Genomic DNA, 14,721 nt, shown 5'->3' with positions numbered 1-14,721 from the left:
CGGCCACTGGATCGTCAGACAGCGGTCCCGGCGGAGCGCTCACAGGTCCCGACGTTGGAAGGAGAGCGCCGCCAGTCCGAGGGCGAGGACGATCCAGAGGCCGGCCCAGCCGACATAGGTGGGGGTCAGCGCCGCCTCGCTCAGGAAGGGATGCCCCTTGAACGCCTGCTGGAACTGCATCAGCAGGCTCGGGTCCTGGAAGGCGTTCATGGCTCCCCGCCACAGGCCGTCGGTCGGGAGGAGCATCCTGGAGACGGTGCCGATCCGGGCCACGCTCTCGTTGCCGAGCGCCTCGCCGAACGCCCCGACCACGCCGCCGATCCAGGTGGCGCCGAAGAGGCCGACGGCGACGACTCCGGACGCCATCGGGGAGACGGCGGTGGAGAGCAGCAGGCCGAGGGTGAGCAGTACCGCCGCCTGGGCGGCGAGCAGCGCCAGGCCGGTCACCGGGCGCGGTGGCCAGTAGCCCGTGGTGGTGTAGACGATGATCAGTTGGGCGAGTCCGGCCGTGGCCACGAAACCGCTGCCGAAGGTGACCAGCCCCAGCCACTTGCCGAGCAGCACCGCCGAGCGGCGCACCGGGCGGGCCAGGACCGCCAGGGCGATCCCGGTCTCGGTCTCACCGGCCAGGGTGGGGCCGGCGAGGAACGCCGTACCGAGGGCGGCGGTCAGGCTCAGGCCGAACATCACCAGGTTGAGCACCATGGCGGCGGCCAACCGGGCCTCGCCGGTGGTGAGCCCGCCGAAGGTGGCGTCGATCCGGGAGAAGCCGAAGGCGCTGACCCCCAGCAGTACGACAGTCAGCGCGACGAGCGCCAGCAGTACCCGTCGGCGGGCGGCCTCCCGGACGGTGAGCGTGGCGACGGTGAAGACGGTACGGGCGGTCATCGGTGCTCCTCGGTCGAGCCGGTACGCAGGATGTCGAGCAGCCGCTCCTCCAGGCTGATCCGCCCCGGCTCGACGGCGTGTACCCGTACCCCGAGGCGGACCAGATCGGCCACCAGCTCGGGTACGGCGACGCCGTCCTGCTCGGCGGGGAGGGTGACGGTGAAGGTGTCTCCGCTGCGGGCGAGCGGGCCGGCGGCGGTGAGCCGGGCCTCGGCCTGCACGCTCACCGCGTCGAGGCGTAGCCGCAGCTCACGCTGGCCGAGCAGCTCCGCGAGGGTACCGGAGGCGGCGACCCGGCCCCGGTCGAGGATGACGACCCGGTCGCAGACCCGCTCGACCTCGCCGATGAGGTGCGAGTTGAGCAGTACGGCGATCCCACGGGCCTTGAGCGAGAGCAGCAGGTCCCGCACGTCGGCCCGGCCGACGGGATCGAGGGCGCTGGTCGGCTCGTCGAGGATCACGAGTTCGGGGCGGGCCACCAGGGCGACGGCCAGTCCGAGGCGCTGCTGCATGCCCTTGGAGAAGCCGCCCACCCGGTCTGCGGCACGGTCGGCGAGGCCGACCTGGGCCAGGCACTCCTGCTGCTCGGCGGCGGGCACCGGGACACCGGCGAGCCGGACGTGCAGGGCCAGCACCTCGGCGGCGGAGAGCCAGGGCTGGTACCGGAAAAGCTCCGGCAGGTAGCCGACCCGGGCCCGGGAGCGGGGGTCCCGCCCCGGTCGCCCGAGCAGCAGCACCTCCCCGGCGTCGGGCCGGACGAGCCCGAGCAGCATCTTGATCACGGTGGTCTTGCCGGCGCCGTTCGGTCCGAGCAGGCCGAGCACCTCGCCACGGCCGACGGTGAGGGAGACGTCGTCGACGGCGATCCGGCGCCGGTACCGCTTGCGCAGCCCCGAGCACCAGACGGCCGGTGAGGGGGGCAGTTCGGTGCTGAGGCCGTCGGCGGGCTCGTCCTGCTGGGTGGTGGTCGGATCGGTGCTCATCGGTGCCACCTCAGCCCTCGGGCCACCGACAGCACCTCGTCGGTGCTCAGCGGGCCGGCCACCGCGTTGAGGACCCCGTCCCTGACCCAGAACACGGCGGCGAGCGTGCCGTCCCTGGTGGTGAGGACGGTGGCCGGTGCCCCGTCGACGTCGGCCGGGAAGGTCGTCTCCCGACCGGTCTTCACGATCAGTGGCAGGGTCGTGCCGTTGTCGGTGAAGCGGCGCAGTTGGGACGCCACGTCCTCGGGCAGGCCGGGCAGCGAGAGCAGATAGTCGCGGGCGGTGCCGAACGGTATGCCGGAGGAGTAGACGGTGGGTGCGACCGCGCGGCCGACGATCATGGAAGGTGCGCCGTGCGCCTTCGACGACCAGACGGCGGCGATGCCCGGACCGGCGGTCATCCTGAACGGGCTGCCGTCGAGGCCCGGGGGAGGCGGGGGGAGTGGTTCGCCGACGGCCGCAGCGGTGCGCGCCGCCTTCTCCGCCGAGAAGGTGAAGGTGGCGCTGACCTGGTTACCGACGTGGAACACAGGTTCTCCGGTCACGCCCCGGGGCAGCTTCGCCACCCGTGGCGCGGTGAGGCCGGTGACCCGCTCCGCCGCGTCGGCGTCGGCGACCGGGCGTACGTCGGCGATCCTGGTCACCGTCGCCTCCCCGTACGCCGAGAGGTCGGGCAGGCGCAGCAGATCCGCCTGGGTGATCGAGATCGGGGCGACCCGCTCGGCACGGAAGATCGGCAGCCAGTTGGCGGCGGCGGCGGTGGTGGCCCCGGTCAGCAGCGCGACGGCGGCGACACCGGCGAAGAGTGGACTGCGCAGCCTCGTACGCCATCGGGGGGCGCGGGCGGCCACGGTCGCCTGCCGGGGCGGGTCTGCGGCGACCGCCCGGGAGAGGCGGTGCCAGCCGTCCTCGACGTCGCTGGCGACGTCGACCTCCAGGGCTGCGGCCGCGAGCGCGGCGTCCCGGCGGGTGGCCGAGAGCCTGGACAGGCACGCCGGGCAGTCCGCGACGTGCTGGCGGTCGGCGTCGGCGACGCCACCGGGCTCGTCCAGAAGCCGGCGCAGCATGCCGTCAGTCGGATGACGCATGACGGTTCAACTCCTTGCGTAGGGCGGACTCGGCGCGGCGCACGACGGTGCCCACGCTGCCGGGGGAGAGGTCGAGAGCGGCGGCCACCTCGGTGTAGCTCAGGCCGCTGTGTCGCAGTACCAGGGCCACCGCCTGCCTGCGGGGCAGCCGGGCCAACGCCGCCCGGACCCGGCGGCGCTCGTCGCGCGTCACGACCATGTCCGCGACGTCCGGGCTGGTGGCGTCGCCGACACCGACGGCCTCCTCCCGCCAGGCGCGGCGCCGCCCGGTTCGGAGATGGTTCAGCGCGGTGTGCGCGGCGGCCACGCACAACCACCCCGCCGCCTCGCCCGCCGGCACCGTGGATCGGCCGAACGACAGGAAGACCTCCTGCGCCACGTCCTCGGCCTGGTCCCGGGAGCCGAGCACCCGGGCCGCGACCGCCACCACCCGGGGGTAGGTGGCGCGGAAGACCTGCTCAAGATCGTTGCGGACGCTCTTCCGTCCCAGCGGCGTCGACACGGCCACGGCATCCTTCCGTCCGGCTCGCCCGGCCCGCCCGCCGGTGGACGGCACGGCGGCGACGACCGAGGCCAGCACCGTCGCACCCCGTCCGACGAACTCCACATTTTCCTCCACGTCTACGAAGCACCGCCGGCGGCCCGGATGTGACACCGGGCCGCCGGAACGCGCGGCGCGGCGGCCACCGGGCCGGAAGTCGGCCGGATCGGCGTGGTTGGAGGCTAATTGTCGGGTTACGCCCGGTGGGTAGGAATCGGGGCCGTCGCGCCCGGATCCGCCGCTCGGGCCGCCCATTCCTCGTCGGCGGCCCGCTTCCTGGCCAGCCCGTCCCGGCCGTCGTAACGCAGGAACGACGGCAGGGCCGCCGCCAGCGCCAGCGTGCCGACGACGCAGAGCACACCGCCGGAGACGATCGACCCGCCGATGCCCATGAACCGGGCGGCGACGCCGGAGCGGAGCTGGCCGAGCAGCGGCCCGGTGGCGTACGAGAGCATCTCGATTCCGGCCAGTCGGCCACGTAGATGATCAGGGATGGTCTGGTTCCAGATGATCATCCGGAAGATGCCCGAGACCATGTCGGCGGCACCGGCGAAGGCGAGGAAGAGCAGCGCCAACCAGAGCCAGCCGCTGAGGCCGAAGCCGATGATCCCCACACCCCACAGGCCGGCGGCGAGCACGACCATCAACCCGTGCCGGTGCACCCGCCCGGTCCACCCGGAGGTCACCGTCGCGAGCAGCGACCCGACGGCGGGTGCCGCGTAGAGCAGGCCGAGTACGGCAGGGCCGCCGAGCTTGGCCGCCATGAAGGGGTAGAGCGCCTGCGGCATCCCGAAGAACATCGCGTTGATGTCCACGAGATAGGTGCCGAGCAGTTCGGGGCGGCTGCGCGCGTAGCGCAGACCGGTCACCACCGAGCGCAGCGACGGGCGCTCGGCGGCCGGCGGCGGTGGTACGGCCCTGACCAGGTAGAGGCAGACCATCGAGAAGGCGAACGTACCGAGGTCGACCGCGTACACCCAGGGCATCTCGACCGACGCGATCAGCAGGCCGGCGATGGCGGGTCCACCGAGTTGCGCGATCTGCATCCGCAGCGAGTTGAGCGCGCTCGCGGCCGGGATCTCGTCCGGAGTGACGACGCGCGGGGTCAGTCCCTCCAACGCCGGCCGCTGGATGCCGTCGATCGCGGCGGTGAGCCCGGCGATCACGTAGAGCAGCCAGAGGTGCGGCCGGTCGAAGACCGAGTTGACCAGGAGCACGCCGCAGAGCGCGGTGAACGCGATCTCCGCGCCCAGCACCAGCGCCCGGCGGTCGAGGTAGTCGGCCAGGGCACCGCCGACGAAGGCCATCACCAGCAGGGGTACGAGTTCGCAGACGCCGAGGAGACCGACGAGCAGCGGATCGTCGGTCAGCGCGTACACCTGGAAGGGGATGGTCACGTACGTGATGAACGACCCGAAGCCCGAGACGCCGCTCGCCGCGAAGAGCAGCCGGTAGTCCCGCGACGTGCGCAACGGCGTGACGTCGAGCGCCATCCTGCGGAACAGGCGTTTCACGAAGCGTGATGGTGCACCAGCGGCGGGGGCGGTGTCGACCGGATTACCCCGGTCCGGTGCCGCCCCGCCGGGCAGGGGCGACCGGCGCGGCGACGAGGCGTTTTGAGCCGGACCGCGACGGGGCATATCCGTCCGGCAGAGGAAGGAGCGGACGAGATGAGCGACGTCACCCGTGGCAGCGCGGCCGACCCCGACCAGGCGCCGACCGCCGAACTGGTCCGCCAAGCCGCCGAGCAGATCTCGCGCCTGGTCCGGGCCGAGCTGGCGCTGGCCAAGGCGGAAATGACCGAGAAGGGCAAGCGGGCCGGCGTCGGTGTCGGCCTCTTCGGGGGCGGCGGGCTGGTCGCCCTGTACGGGGTGGCGGCACTGCTGGCCAGCCTCGTCCTCGGACTGGCCGAGGCGATGCCGGGCTGGCTGGCCGCGTTGATCGTGGCCGTGCTGCTCTTCGCCGCCGCCGCCGGACTGGCCCTGGTCGGCCGTCGACAGGTGCGGCAGGCCGGTCCACCTGTCCCGGAGGAGGCGATCCGCAGCGTGCAGGCCGACATCGACGAGGTGAAGGAGAGGGCACACCGATGACCACGAGTACCGGTAGGGCGGGTGCGGAGCCCCGTACCACGAGTGTCGCAGGCGAACCCGGGTCGACCGGTCCGGAGGCGATCCGCGCCGACATCGCCCGGACCCGGAGCGAGCTGGGCGACACCGTGCAGCATCTGGCGGAACGGGCGGACGTCAAAACGCGCGCCAAGGAGAAGGTTGCCGAGGTGAAGGACCAGGCCGGACAGGTGCGGGACCTCGCGGCGGAGACCGCACAGGTGGCGGCGGTACGGGCCGGAGAGGTCGGCCGGCGGGCCGCCACGAGGGCGCGGCAGCGGCCGGCGCCGTACGTCGGCATGCTCTCCGCGCTCGCCGCCGCGGTGGTGACAGTGGTGCTGCTGCGCCGTCGTGCCATGGCCAGGCCCGGTGCCCGGCTGTGGCGCTGGCGTACGCGGTAACCACCCGACGGTTCAGGCAGCCGGGGCGACCCAACCCGAGAGGCAGGCTCCGCGATGGTGGAGAAGAGCACGGACCGCGCGTACCGCGACGACGAGGTGACCGACGGCGGGACCGTACCCGCGAGTCGTCGCCCCTCGGCGCCGCAGGCGGGTACGCACGGCGCAGGTGGCGCCCCGGACCAGCCGACGAAGCTCGGTCCACGCGGCTGGTGGGGCGTACTGCGGCGCACCGTGCGCGAGTTCGGCGACGACAGTCTTGCCGACTGGGCCGCCGCGCTCACCTACTACGCCGTCCTGTCGATCTTCCCGGGCCTGCTGGTCCTGGTCTCGGTGCTCGGCCTGATCGGCGACTCGGTGATCCAGCCACTCATCGACGACATGGGCAGGATCGCACCCGGCCCGGTCGGCGAGATCCTGACGACCGGTGCCCGGAACCTCACCGAGGCGCAGGGCACCGCCGGCCTCTTCGCCATCGTCGGTCTGGTCGTCGCGCTCTGGTCCGCTTCCGGGTACATCGGGGCGTTCATGCGCGCCTCCAACGCCATCTACGAGGTGCCCGAGGGCCGCCCGATCTGGAAGACCCTGCCGATCCGGGTCGCGGTCACCATCGTGGTCGGAACCCTGCTGGCGGTCAGCGCCATGATGGTCGTCTTCACCGGCCGGCTCGCCGAGTGGGCCGGTGACGCGCTCGGTGCGGGCTCGACACTGATCACCGTCTGGAACGTGGCGAAGTGGCCGGTGCTGCTGGTGCTGGTCAGCCTGATGTTCGCCATCCTGTACTGGGCCGCGCCCAACGCCCGGCAGGGCGGCTTCCGGTGGATCACTCCCGGCGGCCTGCTCGCCGTGGTCATCTGGATCATCGCCTCGGCCGGATTCGCCTTCTACGTGGCGAACTTCGGCACCTACAACAAGACGTACGGCACCCTGGGCGGTGTCGTCATCTTCTTCGTCTGGCTCTGGATCTCGAATCTGGCGGTCCTGCTCGGCGCCGAGTTCGACGCGGAACTGCACCGGGGCCGCGCGATCGCCGGTGGGCACCCGGAGGACGAGGAGCCCTTCGTCGAACTCCGCGACACCAGGAAGATCAAGGAGGGTAAGGGCCGGGGCCTGTCCTGATCGGCCAACCGCGCCACGGCGCGGCGGGGCGCGACGACTACGCTTGCCACCTGTGGATGGTCAGCACGCGGACGGGTCGGGGGCGCGGGCGGCAGCGCCGACGGCGGCAACCACCTCGAGACTGTTGCTTCCGGTGCTCGCGATGCTGCTGCTGGCCGGCGGCTGCTGGTCGGCGGATCCGCCCCGCCGACCCGCCGCCACTTCGCCGGCACCCTCCGCCGGCGCCACCCCCGATGCCCTGCCCGTCGGGACCAGCTCGCACGAGCTCACAGTGGACGGCCAGCGACGCACGTTCCGGGTGTACCGGCCGGCCAGCCTCGCGCTGTCGGCGCCGGTGCCGCTGGTAGTGATGCTGCACGGCGCGCTGGGCACCGGAAGTCAGGCAGAGTCGTCCTACGGTTGGAACGCCGAGGCGGACCGTGCGGGGTTCCTCGTCGCGTACCCGGATGGGATCCGGCGGGCCTGGGCGGTCAGTCCCGGTTGCTGCGGCCCGGCTGTCAGGTCCAAGGTGGACGATGTCGGGTTCGTCGAGCGGATGGTGGCGGCGATCGGCTCCGAGACCCCGGTCGACCCGGCCCGGACGTACGCCGCCGGGATCTCCAACGGCGGGATGCTCGCGTACCGCCTCGCCTGCGACACCACCCTGTTCGCGGCGGTCGGGGTGGTGTCCGGCACCCTGTTGGGCCCGTGCCCCGCCCCGTCGCCGACGTCCGTCATCCACATCCACGGCACGGCGGACCGCACCATCCCGTACGGCGGCGGGCCGGGTCGGCGGGACAACGGCGGCCAGGGTACGGCGCCGGCCGACACCGCGGGTCCGCCGGTCACGGCGCTTGTCGACACCTGGCGGCGGGTCGCCCGGTGCGGTGCGGCCACCGTCCGCGTGGCCGGGGCGGTGACGACCTCCGCCGCCAGTTGCCAGGACGGGCGGGAGGTCACCCTGGTCACCATCGCCGACGCCGGTCACCAGTGGCCGGGCCAGCCGGGGTCGGACGGCCCGGCGGCACGCGCGCTGCTCGACCCACCGTCGTCGGCACTGGACGCCACGGCGGTGATCTGGGCGTTCTTCAGCACCCATCCCAGACCCTGACCGGACCGTCCGGGCCGCTGGCCGCCGTACCCAGAGATCGTCCGGGGCCGACGACGACGGCCAGCCCGGGTACCGGTCGAACCGGTTCCCGGGCTGGGGTGTTCGAGGTTTCCTCGCTATCCGGCCGGGTTTCCTCGCTATCCGGCGCGGGACAGCGCGCTGCGCGGCACGGTGAGGATCACCACGCCGGGGTCGGCCTCCGAGACGCTGGCCACCTGCGGAGCGGCGACGTAGGCGTCGGCGCTCGTCATGCCGTCGAGATCGATCCTCAGGTACCCGGCGTCCATCAGGTGCTCCGCCTCCCCGGCCGGGGCGTCCGGGCGTACGTCGGTGCCGGGCTGCTGGACGGCCGAGACCGTTCCGACGTGTTCACCGGTGGCGTCGATCACGGACATTCCCGTGTTGACCTGGGCGATCGGTAGCGGCTCGGTCGGCATGCCGGGCGCCGCGGGCGTGTGCGGATGCATCCTCGCCTCCTTCCCGGCACCACAGGCACCGAAACCTCGACACCACAGGCACCGAAACCGCGTCTCCTTCCCGGCACCACCGGTGCCGAAACGTGACCGGGTGCGGATCGGGTCGCGGCGGCTGTGCCTGCCGGCCCGGCGCTGCCGCTCAGGGGGCACCGACGGAGGCTTCGGACGGCTGCCGCCCAGCCGTCGGGCCGCCACCTGTGGCGTTCCAGAAATCGGCGTACCGGCCACCACGGCCGACGAGCTCGTCGTGCTCTCCCTCCGCCACGATCCGACCGCCATCCAACAGCACGACCCGATCGGCGCGGCGGACGGTACGCGGCCGGTGTGCGACCATCACCACCGTCCGGCCCGCCATCAGCCGCTCGACCCCCTCCAGGACGGCCGCCTCGTTCAGCGGATCCAGCGCCGAGGTCACCTCGTCCAGCAGCACGATGGGCGCGTCCTTCAGCAGCGCCCGCGCGATCGAGACGCGTTGGCGCTCACCGCCGGAGAGCAGTGTGCCGCCCTCGCCCACGTTCGTCGCCCACCCGCCGGGAAGCCGCTCGATCACCTCGTCCAGCCGCGCCGCGGTGGCCGCCGCCCGTACCTGCGCATCGTCGGCGTCGGGACGGCCGAGCCGCACGTTCTCCTCGATGGTGCCGTCGAAGAGGTAGACATCCTGGAAGACGAAGGCGATCCGGGCCATCAGCTCGTCGGTGTTGATCTCGCGTACGTCCACCCCGCCCACCCGTACCGCTCCGGCGTCCACGTCGTAGAACCGCGCGAGCAGCCGCAGCACTGTCGTCTTGCCCGCGCCGGAGGGACCGACGACGGCGAGTCGCTGTCCCTGCGGCACGTGGAGGGAGAGGCCGTCGAGCACGGTCCGGTCGCCGTGCCGGAACGACACGGAGTCGAACCGCAGGTCGTGGCGCTCCGGCCGGAGCGGCTGGCGAGGCTCCGGCAGCGGCGCGACGCGCAGCAGCGTGTCGAGCCTGGCCAGCTCGGCACGCGCGCCGCGAAGCTGGCTACCGATGTCCGACAGCGACAGCAGCGGGTCCGCGCACCGGGCGGCCAGCACCAGGATCGTCAGGACCTCCGCCGTGCCGATGTGCCCGCCCAGCGCGAGATAGCCACCCAGCACCAGCAACAGGGTGAACACCGCCTGCACCACCAGGGTCAGCCCCAGCATGCCGGGCAGCGCCGACCGCATGGCACGCCGGGAGGCGCGCTCGATCTGCCGCAGCGAGTCGTCGAGCAGTCGGAAACGTTCCACGGTACGGCCGCCGGCCCGCAACACCGGCTGGGCCTGGAGGTACTCGATGACCCGCCCGGTGGCCTCGTGGTCCCGCTCGGCACGCTCGGTGTCGGCGGCGGCCATCGCGCGTCCCGTCCAGAACTGGATCGTCGCCACCAGCGGTACGGCGGCCAGCGCGGCGAGCCCCATCCGCCAGTCGAAGGCGAGCATCACGGCGACGATGGTCAGCGGGGTCACCGCGGCGGAGATCGAGGGTGCCAGCAGATGCGCGATCACACCCAACGCCTGTAGTACGCCCCGGCTGGCCAGTACGGAGACCTCCCCGACCCGGGCGGCGCTGTACCAGCCGACGGGCAGCCGGGCCAGGTGCTCCCCGAGCCGGTGGTACGTGCCCCGTAACAGCGAGGTGGCGGAGCGGAAGCCGGAGACGTCGCTCACGTACCGCAGTACCGCGTAGCCGGCGACCAGGGCACCGAACGCGACCAGCCACGGCCGGGCGCCTTCCGGGGTACCTCCGAACAGGTTGCGCAGCACCGGCACCAGCAGTGCGTAGCAGAGGCCCTCCAGCACCGCGGTCGCCGTCATCAGCGCCACGGTGCGACGTACCGGCCGGGCGTGTTCGCGGCCCAGCACGCGCAGCAGCATTCGGATCATCGTCACTCGCCTCCCTGCGGTACGTCACGATGCGGTTCGGGTCCGTCGACGAGCGCCGCCTGGTGCGATCTCCAGTACGCGGCGAACCGTCCGTCCCGGGCCAGTAGTTCGGCGGGGCTGCCGCGCTCGACGATCGACCCGTCCTCCAGCACCACGACGTTGTCGGCGTCGGCGATGGTCTCCAGGCGGTGCGCGATCACCAGGATGGTCCGGCCGCCCCGCAACGTGGCCAGAGCCCGGCGTACCGCCAGTTCGGTGGGCGGATCGGCGAAGGCGGTCGCCTCGTCGAGCACCAGTACCGGGGCGTCGGCGAGCAGCGCGCGGGCGATCGAGATCCGTTGAGCCTCGCCACCGGAGAGCCCGACCTCCTCGCCGAGCACCGTCTCGTACCCACGGGGCAGTTCGAGGATCCGCTCGTGGATGTTGGCCAGTTCGGCGGCCCGGACCACATCGGCCAGGTCGGCGTGCGGTACCGCCAGCGCGATGTTCTCCGCGACCGACGCGCGCAGCAGCCGGACGTCCTGGAAGACGAAGGAGACCCTCCGGTAGAGGTCCCGGCTGCCGATGTCGCGCAGGTCGACGCCGCCGAGCAGCACCGAACCGTGGGTCGGGTCGAAGAACCGGGGCAGGAGCTGGGCCAGTGTGGACTTTCCGCTTCCGGACGGTCCGACGACCGCGGTCACCGTACCGCTGGGCAGCACCAGGTCGATTCCGCGCAGTACCTCGTGGTCGGGGTCGTAGCCGAACCGGACGGCACGCAGCTCGACCAGGTGTCCGCGCGGTGCGACCGGGTGGGCGGGTTCGGGCAGCGGTGGCACGTCGAGGACGTCCCGGATCCGCCCGACCGCGCGCCGGGCGGTCTGCAGGTCGTCGAAGCCGTGCCCGAGAGCCGCCACCGGAGCGGTCAGGCCGAGCCCGAGCAGCAGGAACGGCAGCAGGTCCGCCGGGGGCATGGAACCGGCCGTGATCAGCGTCGCCCCGCCGATCAGCACGGCCAGCAGCACGAACGGTGGCGAGAGCGCGACCTGCATCCCGGCGGCGATGCCGGCGAGGCCGCGCACCATCTGGTGGAACGCGCTGACGAAATCGTCCACGGAGGTCCGGAAGGCCCGGTGGGCACGCCCGGTTCCGCCGAACGCCTTGACCACCGAGATGCCCTGCACGAACTCGACGACTGAGTTGGCGATCCGGCCCATGGCCGTGTCGAACTCTCGCTGCTCGCGGAGCCGGGTCGGGGTCATCATCAGCGGGACCAGCGCCACGGCGAGCAGCACCGGGACCAGCGTGACGAGGGTGAGCCGCCAGTCGACGGTGAGGAGATAGCCGAGCGACACCAGCGGCACCACGAAGGCGGAGACGAGTTCGCCGGGGGTGTGCGCGATGAACGGGTGTACCGCGGTGACGTCCTCGCCGACCACCTTGGCCAGCTCGCCGGTGCGGCGTCCGGCGAGCCAGCCGATCGGCACCCGGCCCAACCGGTGCGCCAGTTGCCTGCGGAACGACAGTTGCACCCGGGTGTCGACGAGGTGCCCGACTCCGGAGGACACGCCGGTGAAGAGCAGCCGGACGAAGAGACCGGCCACGCCCGCGAGGACGACGGTCCGGACGTGCCCGGCATCGACCGGGCCGGGGGAGAGCAGGGTACGACCCAGCTCGACGACAGCCAGCAGCGGTACCAGACCCGCGACGGCACCGATGATCTGAAGTACCACCACGGCGGTGAAACCGGTGACGAAGGGGCGCAGCAGTCCGGCGATACTCCGTTCCGGAACCGGCTCGGTGGTCGGGGTGGGGCGCTGCGTCGACTCGGCCAGACCGACGGTGCTCATCGCCGGCCCGTCCGCAGGTACCCGGGCACGCCGCAGGGTGGACGGCGCCGGCACAGTGCCGGACGGGTGGCTGGCGCCGCGTTCCGGAGCCGCATCGGCACGCGACGGTCGAGCGCGGGCCGGGCGCGGGTGTCGGCACGGGTGTCGCGGCCCCGGTCGGCCGGGCAGAGATCTCTCGTCATGCCGTCGATAGTCGCGTCGAGGGGCCGGGCGTCGCTTCCGGCGACGGATGGCGCCGGTTACGTAAACGCGCGTACGGAGCGGATGACCGGCTACGTCGGCGGGCGTAACAGGTGACGCTTCCGGCCGGAGTACGCGTGGTCGCGGCTCCCGTACGATCACGCCATGGAGCTGCGGGCGGTGACGGCACACGGCTCCGCCTGGCTTTCCCGCCGGCCCGCCTGGTTCGCGGATCTCCTGCTCGCGCTCTTCGTCACCGTGATCCAGATTCTGAGCGTCGCCGACTACGCGGTCGGGCTTCCCGAGCCGGTGTCCAGGCCGGTCTCGGACTTCGGCAATGCCGGCTACCTGCTGCTGGTGGTGAGCGGGGTGGCCGTCGCCGCCCGTCGCCGATGGCCCGTCGCGGTCTTCACCGTGACGGCGCTGGCCAGCCTGGTCTACTTCGGACTCGGCTTTCCCGACCGGCTCTCCTATCTCGGCCTCTTCGTCGCCCTCTACAGTCTCGCCGCCTACGGTGACGGCCGGCGGTCGCTGCGGATCGCCGTCCTGGGCACCTCGGTGCTCGCCGTCGGCTGGTTGATCGCCGCCGTGGACATCGAGCCGCGGGCGGCGCTCGGCTGGGTCTTCTTCCGGATCGGTGGGTCGGTGATCAGCACGACGCTCGGCGAGTCCGTCCGGTCCCGCCGGGTCATCGCGGCCGACGCGCAGGAGCGGGCAGAACTCGCCGAGCGGTCCCGGGACGAGGAGGCCCGGGCCCGGGTCGACGCCGAACGGCTGCGGATCGCCCGCGAGGTCCACGACACGGTCGCGCACGCCATCGCCATCATCAACGTGCAGGCCGGCGTCACCGCACACGTGCTCGACAAGCGACCGGAGCAGGCGCGCGAGGCGCTGCAGACCATCGAGCAGACCAGTTCGCGGGCCCTGCGCGAGATGCGTGCGATCCTCGGTGTCCTGCGCGACGGCGACGATCGCGAGCCCTATCCCGGGCTCGACCAGATCGACGAACTCGCCGGTAAGGCCCGCGACGCCGGGCTGGAGATCGCAGTCGAGCGGAACCTGCCGGTGACACCGCTGCCGAGTGCGGTGGGCAGTGCCGCGTACCGCATCGTGCAGGAATCGATCACCAACGTGATCCGCCACGTCGGCCCGGCCCGGGTGACGGTGGTGCTCGAAACCGGCGTAGACGCCCTGCTGGTACGGGTGGTCGACGAGGGCGGCCGTGAACCGTCGTACGCCCCGGCGCGCTCTGGCGGCTCACCGGCCACCGGCCGTGGGATCACCGGGATGCGCGAACGCTGCCGGCTGCTCGGCGGTGACCTCGAGGCGAAGCCCCGCCCGGAGGGTGGGTTCGAGGTCGCCGCCCGACTGCCGCTCGCCCCGGCCGGGTCGCGCTCGTGAACTCCACGCCGCCGATCAGGGTCCTCATCGCCGACGACGAGCGGCTGGTCCGTTCCGGCTTCCGGGTCCTGCTCGACCTGGAGGAGGACATCACGGTGGTCGGTGAGGCCACCACCGGTGCCGAGGCGGTGGAGCTGGCCCGGGCCAACCGCCCCGACGTGGTCCTGATGGACATCCGGATGCCCCGGCTGGACGGGATCCGGGCCACCGGGCAGATCGCCGGGACGATCGGGTTGGAGCGGGTCCGGGTCCTCATCCTCACCACCTACGACACCGACGAGAACGTCTTCGAGGCGCTACAGGCGGGGGCGAGCGGGTTCCTGCTCAAGGACGCGGGGCCGGCCGAACTCCTGCACGCCATCCGGGTGGTCGCCGCCGGTGACGCACTGCTCGCACCCCGGATCACCCGCCGCCTCATCGGCCAGTTCACCGCGCAACGGCAGACCGCCAGGAGCGGCGCGGACCGGCTCAAGGTGTTGACCGACCGCGAGCGCGAGGTGCTCGCCCTGGTGGGGCGGGGCATGAGCAACGACGAGATCGGCGCCGCGCTCTTCCTCAGCCCGGCCACCGCCCGTACGCACGTCAGCCGCACGATGGGGAAGCTGGGCGCGCGCGACCGCGCACAGCTTGTCGTGATCGCGTACCAGAGCGGGCTGGTTCCGCTCACCGGGTAGCCCGGCCCCACCGCGCCCGCCCGCTGGCACCCGGGCCTGGTCCTGGATCGCGTCGGCTCCG

General features: G+C 72.6%; 14 protein-coding genes. 6 read left to right on the top strand and 8 right to left on the bottom strand.

The annotated features are described in order from the left end of the window. Positions 1–39: 39 nt before the first annotated feature. The 5 genes from CLT71_RS07535 to CLT71_RS07515 form a co-directional block, all read right to left on the bottom strand. On the bottom strand, positions 40–888 hold the full coding sequence (locus CLT71_RS07535) for an ABC transporter permease subunit (RefSeq protein WP_101366474.1): 849 nt from the start codon (positions 886–888) through the stop codon (positions 40–42). Then, positions 885–1,871: an ABC transporter ATP-binding protein gene (locus tag CLT71_RS07530; RefSeq protein ID WP_101371236.1), complete on the bottom strand. Its 987-nt coding sequence runs from the start codon at positions 1,869–1,871 to the stop codon at positions 885–887. Before CLT71_RS07530 ends, CLT71_RS07535 begins: the two co-directional genes overlap by 4 nt. After that, a complete protein-coding gene (locus tag CLT71_RS07525) occupies positions 1,868–2,959 on the bottom strand; it encodes a hypothetical protein (RefSeq protein WP_101366473.1) in 1,092 nt (363 codons plus the stop codon). Before CLT71_RS07525 ends, CLT71_RS07530 begins: the two co-directional genes overlap by 4 nt. Then, a complete protein-coding gene (locus CLT71_RS37400) occupies positions 2,943–3,566 on the bottom strand; it encodes a sigma-70 family RNA polymerase sigma factor (protein WP_486483118.1) in 624 nt (207 codons plus the stop codon). The genes CLT71_RS07525 and CLT71_RS37400 overlap by 17 nt, the downstream gene beginning before the upstream one ends. Before the next feature lie 128 nt (positions 3,567–3,694). Next, a complete protein-coding gene (locus tag CLT71_RS07515) occupies positions 3,695–5,014 on the bottom strand; it encodes an MFS transporter (protein WP_486483117.1) in 1,320 nt (439 codons plus the stop codon). Positions 5,015–5,170: 156 nt separating this feature from the next. Here CLT71_RS07515 and CLT71_RS07510 point away from each other — a divergent pair, with 156 nt between their 5' ends. The 4 genes from CLT71_RS07510 to CLT71_RS07495 all read left to right on the top strand — a co-directional run bounded on the left by CLT71_RS07510 (position 5,171) and on the right by CLT71_RS07495 (position 8,212). Beyond that, positions 5,171–5,590: a phage holin family protein gene (locus tag CLT71_RS07510; protein WP_101366471.1), complete on the top strand. Its 420-nt coding sequence runs from the start codon at positions 5,171–5,173 to the stop codon at positions 5,588–5,590. Next, a complete protein-coding gene (locus tag CLT71_RS07505; protein ID WP_101366470.1) occupies positions 5,587–6,006 on the top strand; it encodes a DUF3618 domain-containing protein in 420 nt (139 codons plus the stop codon). The genes CLT71_RS07510 and CLT71_RS07505 overlap by 4 nt, the downstream gene beginning before the upstream one ends. A 54-nt stretch (positions 6,007–6,060) precedes the next feature. Continuing rightward, positions 6,061–7,122 carry a YihY/virulence factor BrkB family protein gene (locus tag CLT71_RS07500; RefSeq protein ID WP_101366469.1) on the top strand — a complete coding sequence of 354 codons (1,062 nt, stop codon included), beginning with the start codon at positions 6,061–6,063 and terminating at the stop codon, positions 7,120–7,122. Between the two features lie 142 nt (positions 7,123–7,264). Further along, positions 7,265–8,212: an extracellular catalytic domain type 1 short-chain-length polyhydroxyalkanoate depolymerase gene (locus CLT71_RS07495; protein WP_101371234.1), complete on the top strand. Its 948-nt coding sequence runs from the start codon at positions 7,265–7,267 to the stop codon at positions 8,210–8,212. Positions 8,213–8,349: 137 nt separating this feature from the next. Here CLT71_RS07495 and CLT71_RS07490 read toward each other — a convergent pair whose 3' ends face one another. From CLT71_RS07490 to CLT71_RS07480, 3 genes are all read right to left on the bottom strand, one after another. Next, positions 8,350–8,679, bottom strand: coding sequence for a PRC-barrel domain-containing protein (locus tag CLT71_RS07490; RefSeq protein WP_486483116.1), 330 nt, complete (start codon positions 8,677–8,679; stop codon positions 8,350–8,352). Between the two features lie 148 nt (positions 8,680–8,827). Next, complete coding sequence (locus CLT71_RS07485) at positions 8,828–10,576, bottom strand: ABC transporter ATP-binding protein (protein WP_101366467.1); 1,749 nt, start codon at positions 10,574–10,576, stop codon at positions 8,828–8,830. A gap of 2 nt (positions 10,577–10,578) precedes the next feature. Beyond that, positions 10,579–12,405: an ABC transporter ATP-binding protein gene (locus CLT71_RS07480; RefSeq protein WP_101366466.1), complete on the bottom strand. Its 1,827-nt coding sequence runs from the start codon at positions 12,403–12,405 to the stop codon at positions 10,579–10,581. A 345-nt stretch (positions 12,406–12,750) separates the two neighbouring features. Here CLT71_RS07480 and CLT71_RS07475 point away from each other — a divergent pair, with 345 nt between their 5' ends. Next, positions 12,751–13,986 (top strand): sensor histidine kinase, encoded by a 1,236-nt coding sequence (locus CLT71_RS07475; protein WP_101366465.1) that lies wholly within the window; start codon positions 12,751–12,753, stop codon positions 13,984–13,986. Continuing rightward, on the top strand, positions 13,983–14,660 hold the full coding sequence (locus CLT71_RS07470; RefSeq protein ID WP_101366464.1) for a response regulator transcription factor: 678 nt from the start codon (positions 13,983–13,985) through the stop codon (positions 14,658–14,660). Before CLT71_RS07475 ends, CLT71_RS07470 begins: the two co-directional genes overlap by 4 nt. Positions 14,661–14,721: the final 61 nt, after the last annotated feature.

The organism is Plantactinospora sp. CNZ320 (genome assembly GCF_002846275.1).
The sequence above is the reverse complement of the archived record's forward strand: the minus strand, read 5'-3'. Positions and strand labels throughout refer to the sequence as shown.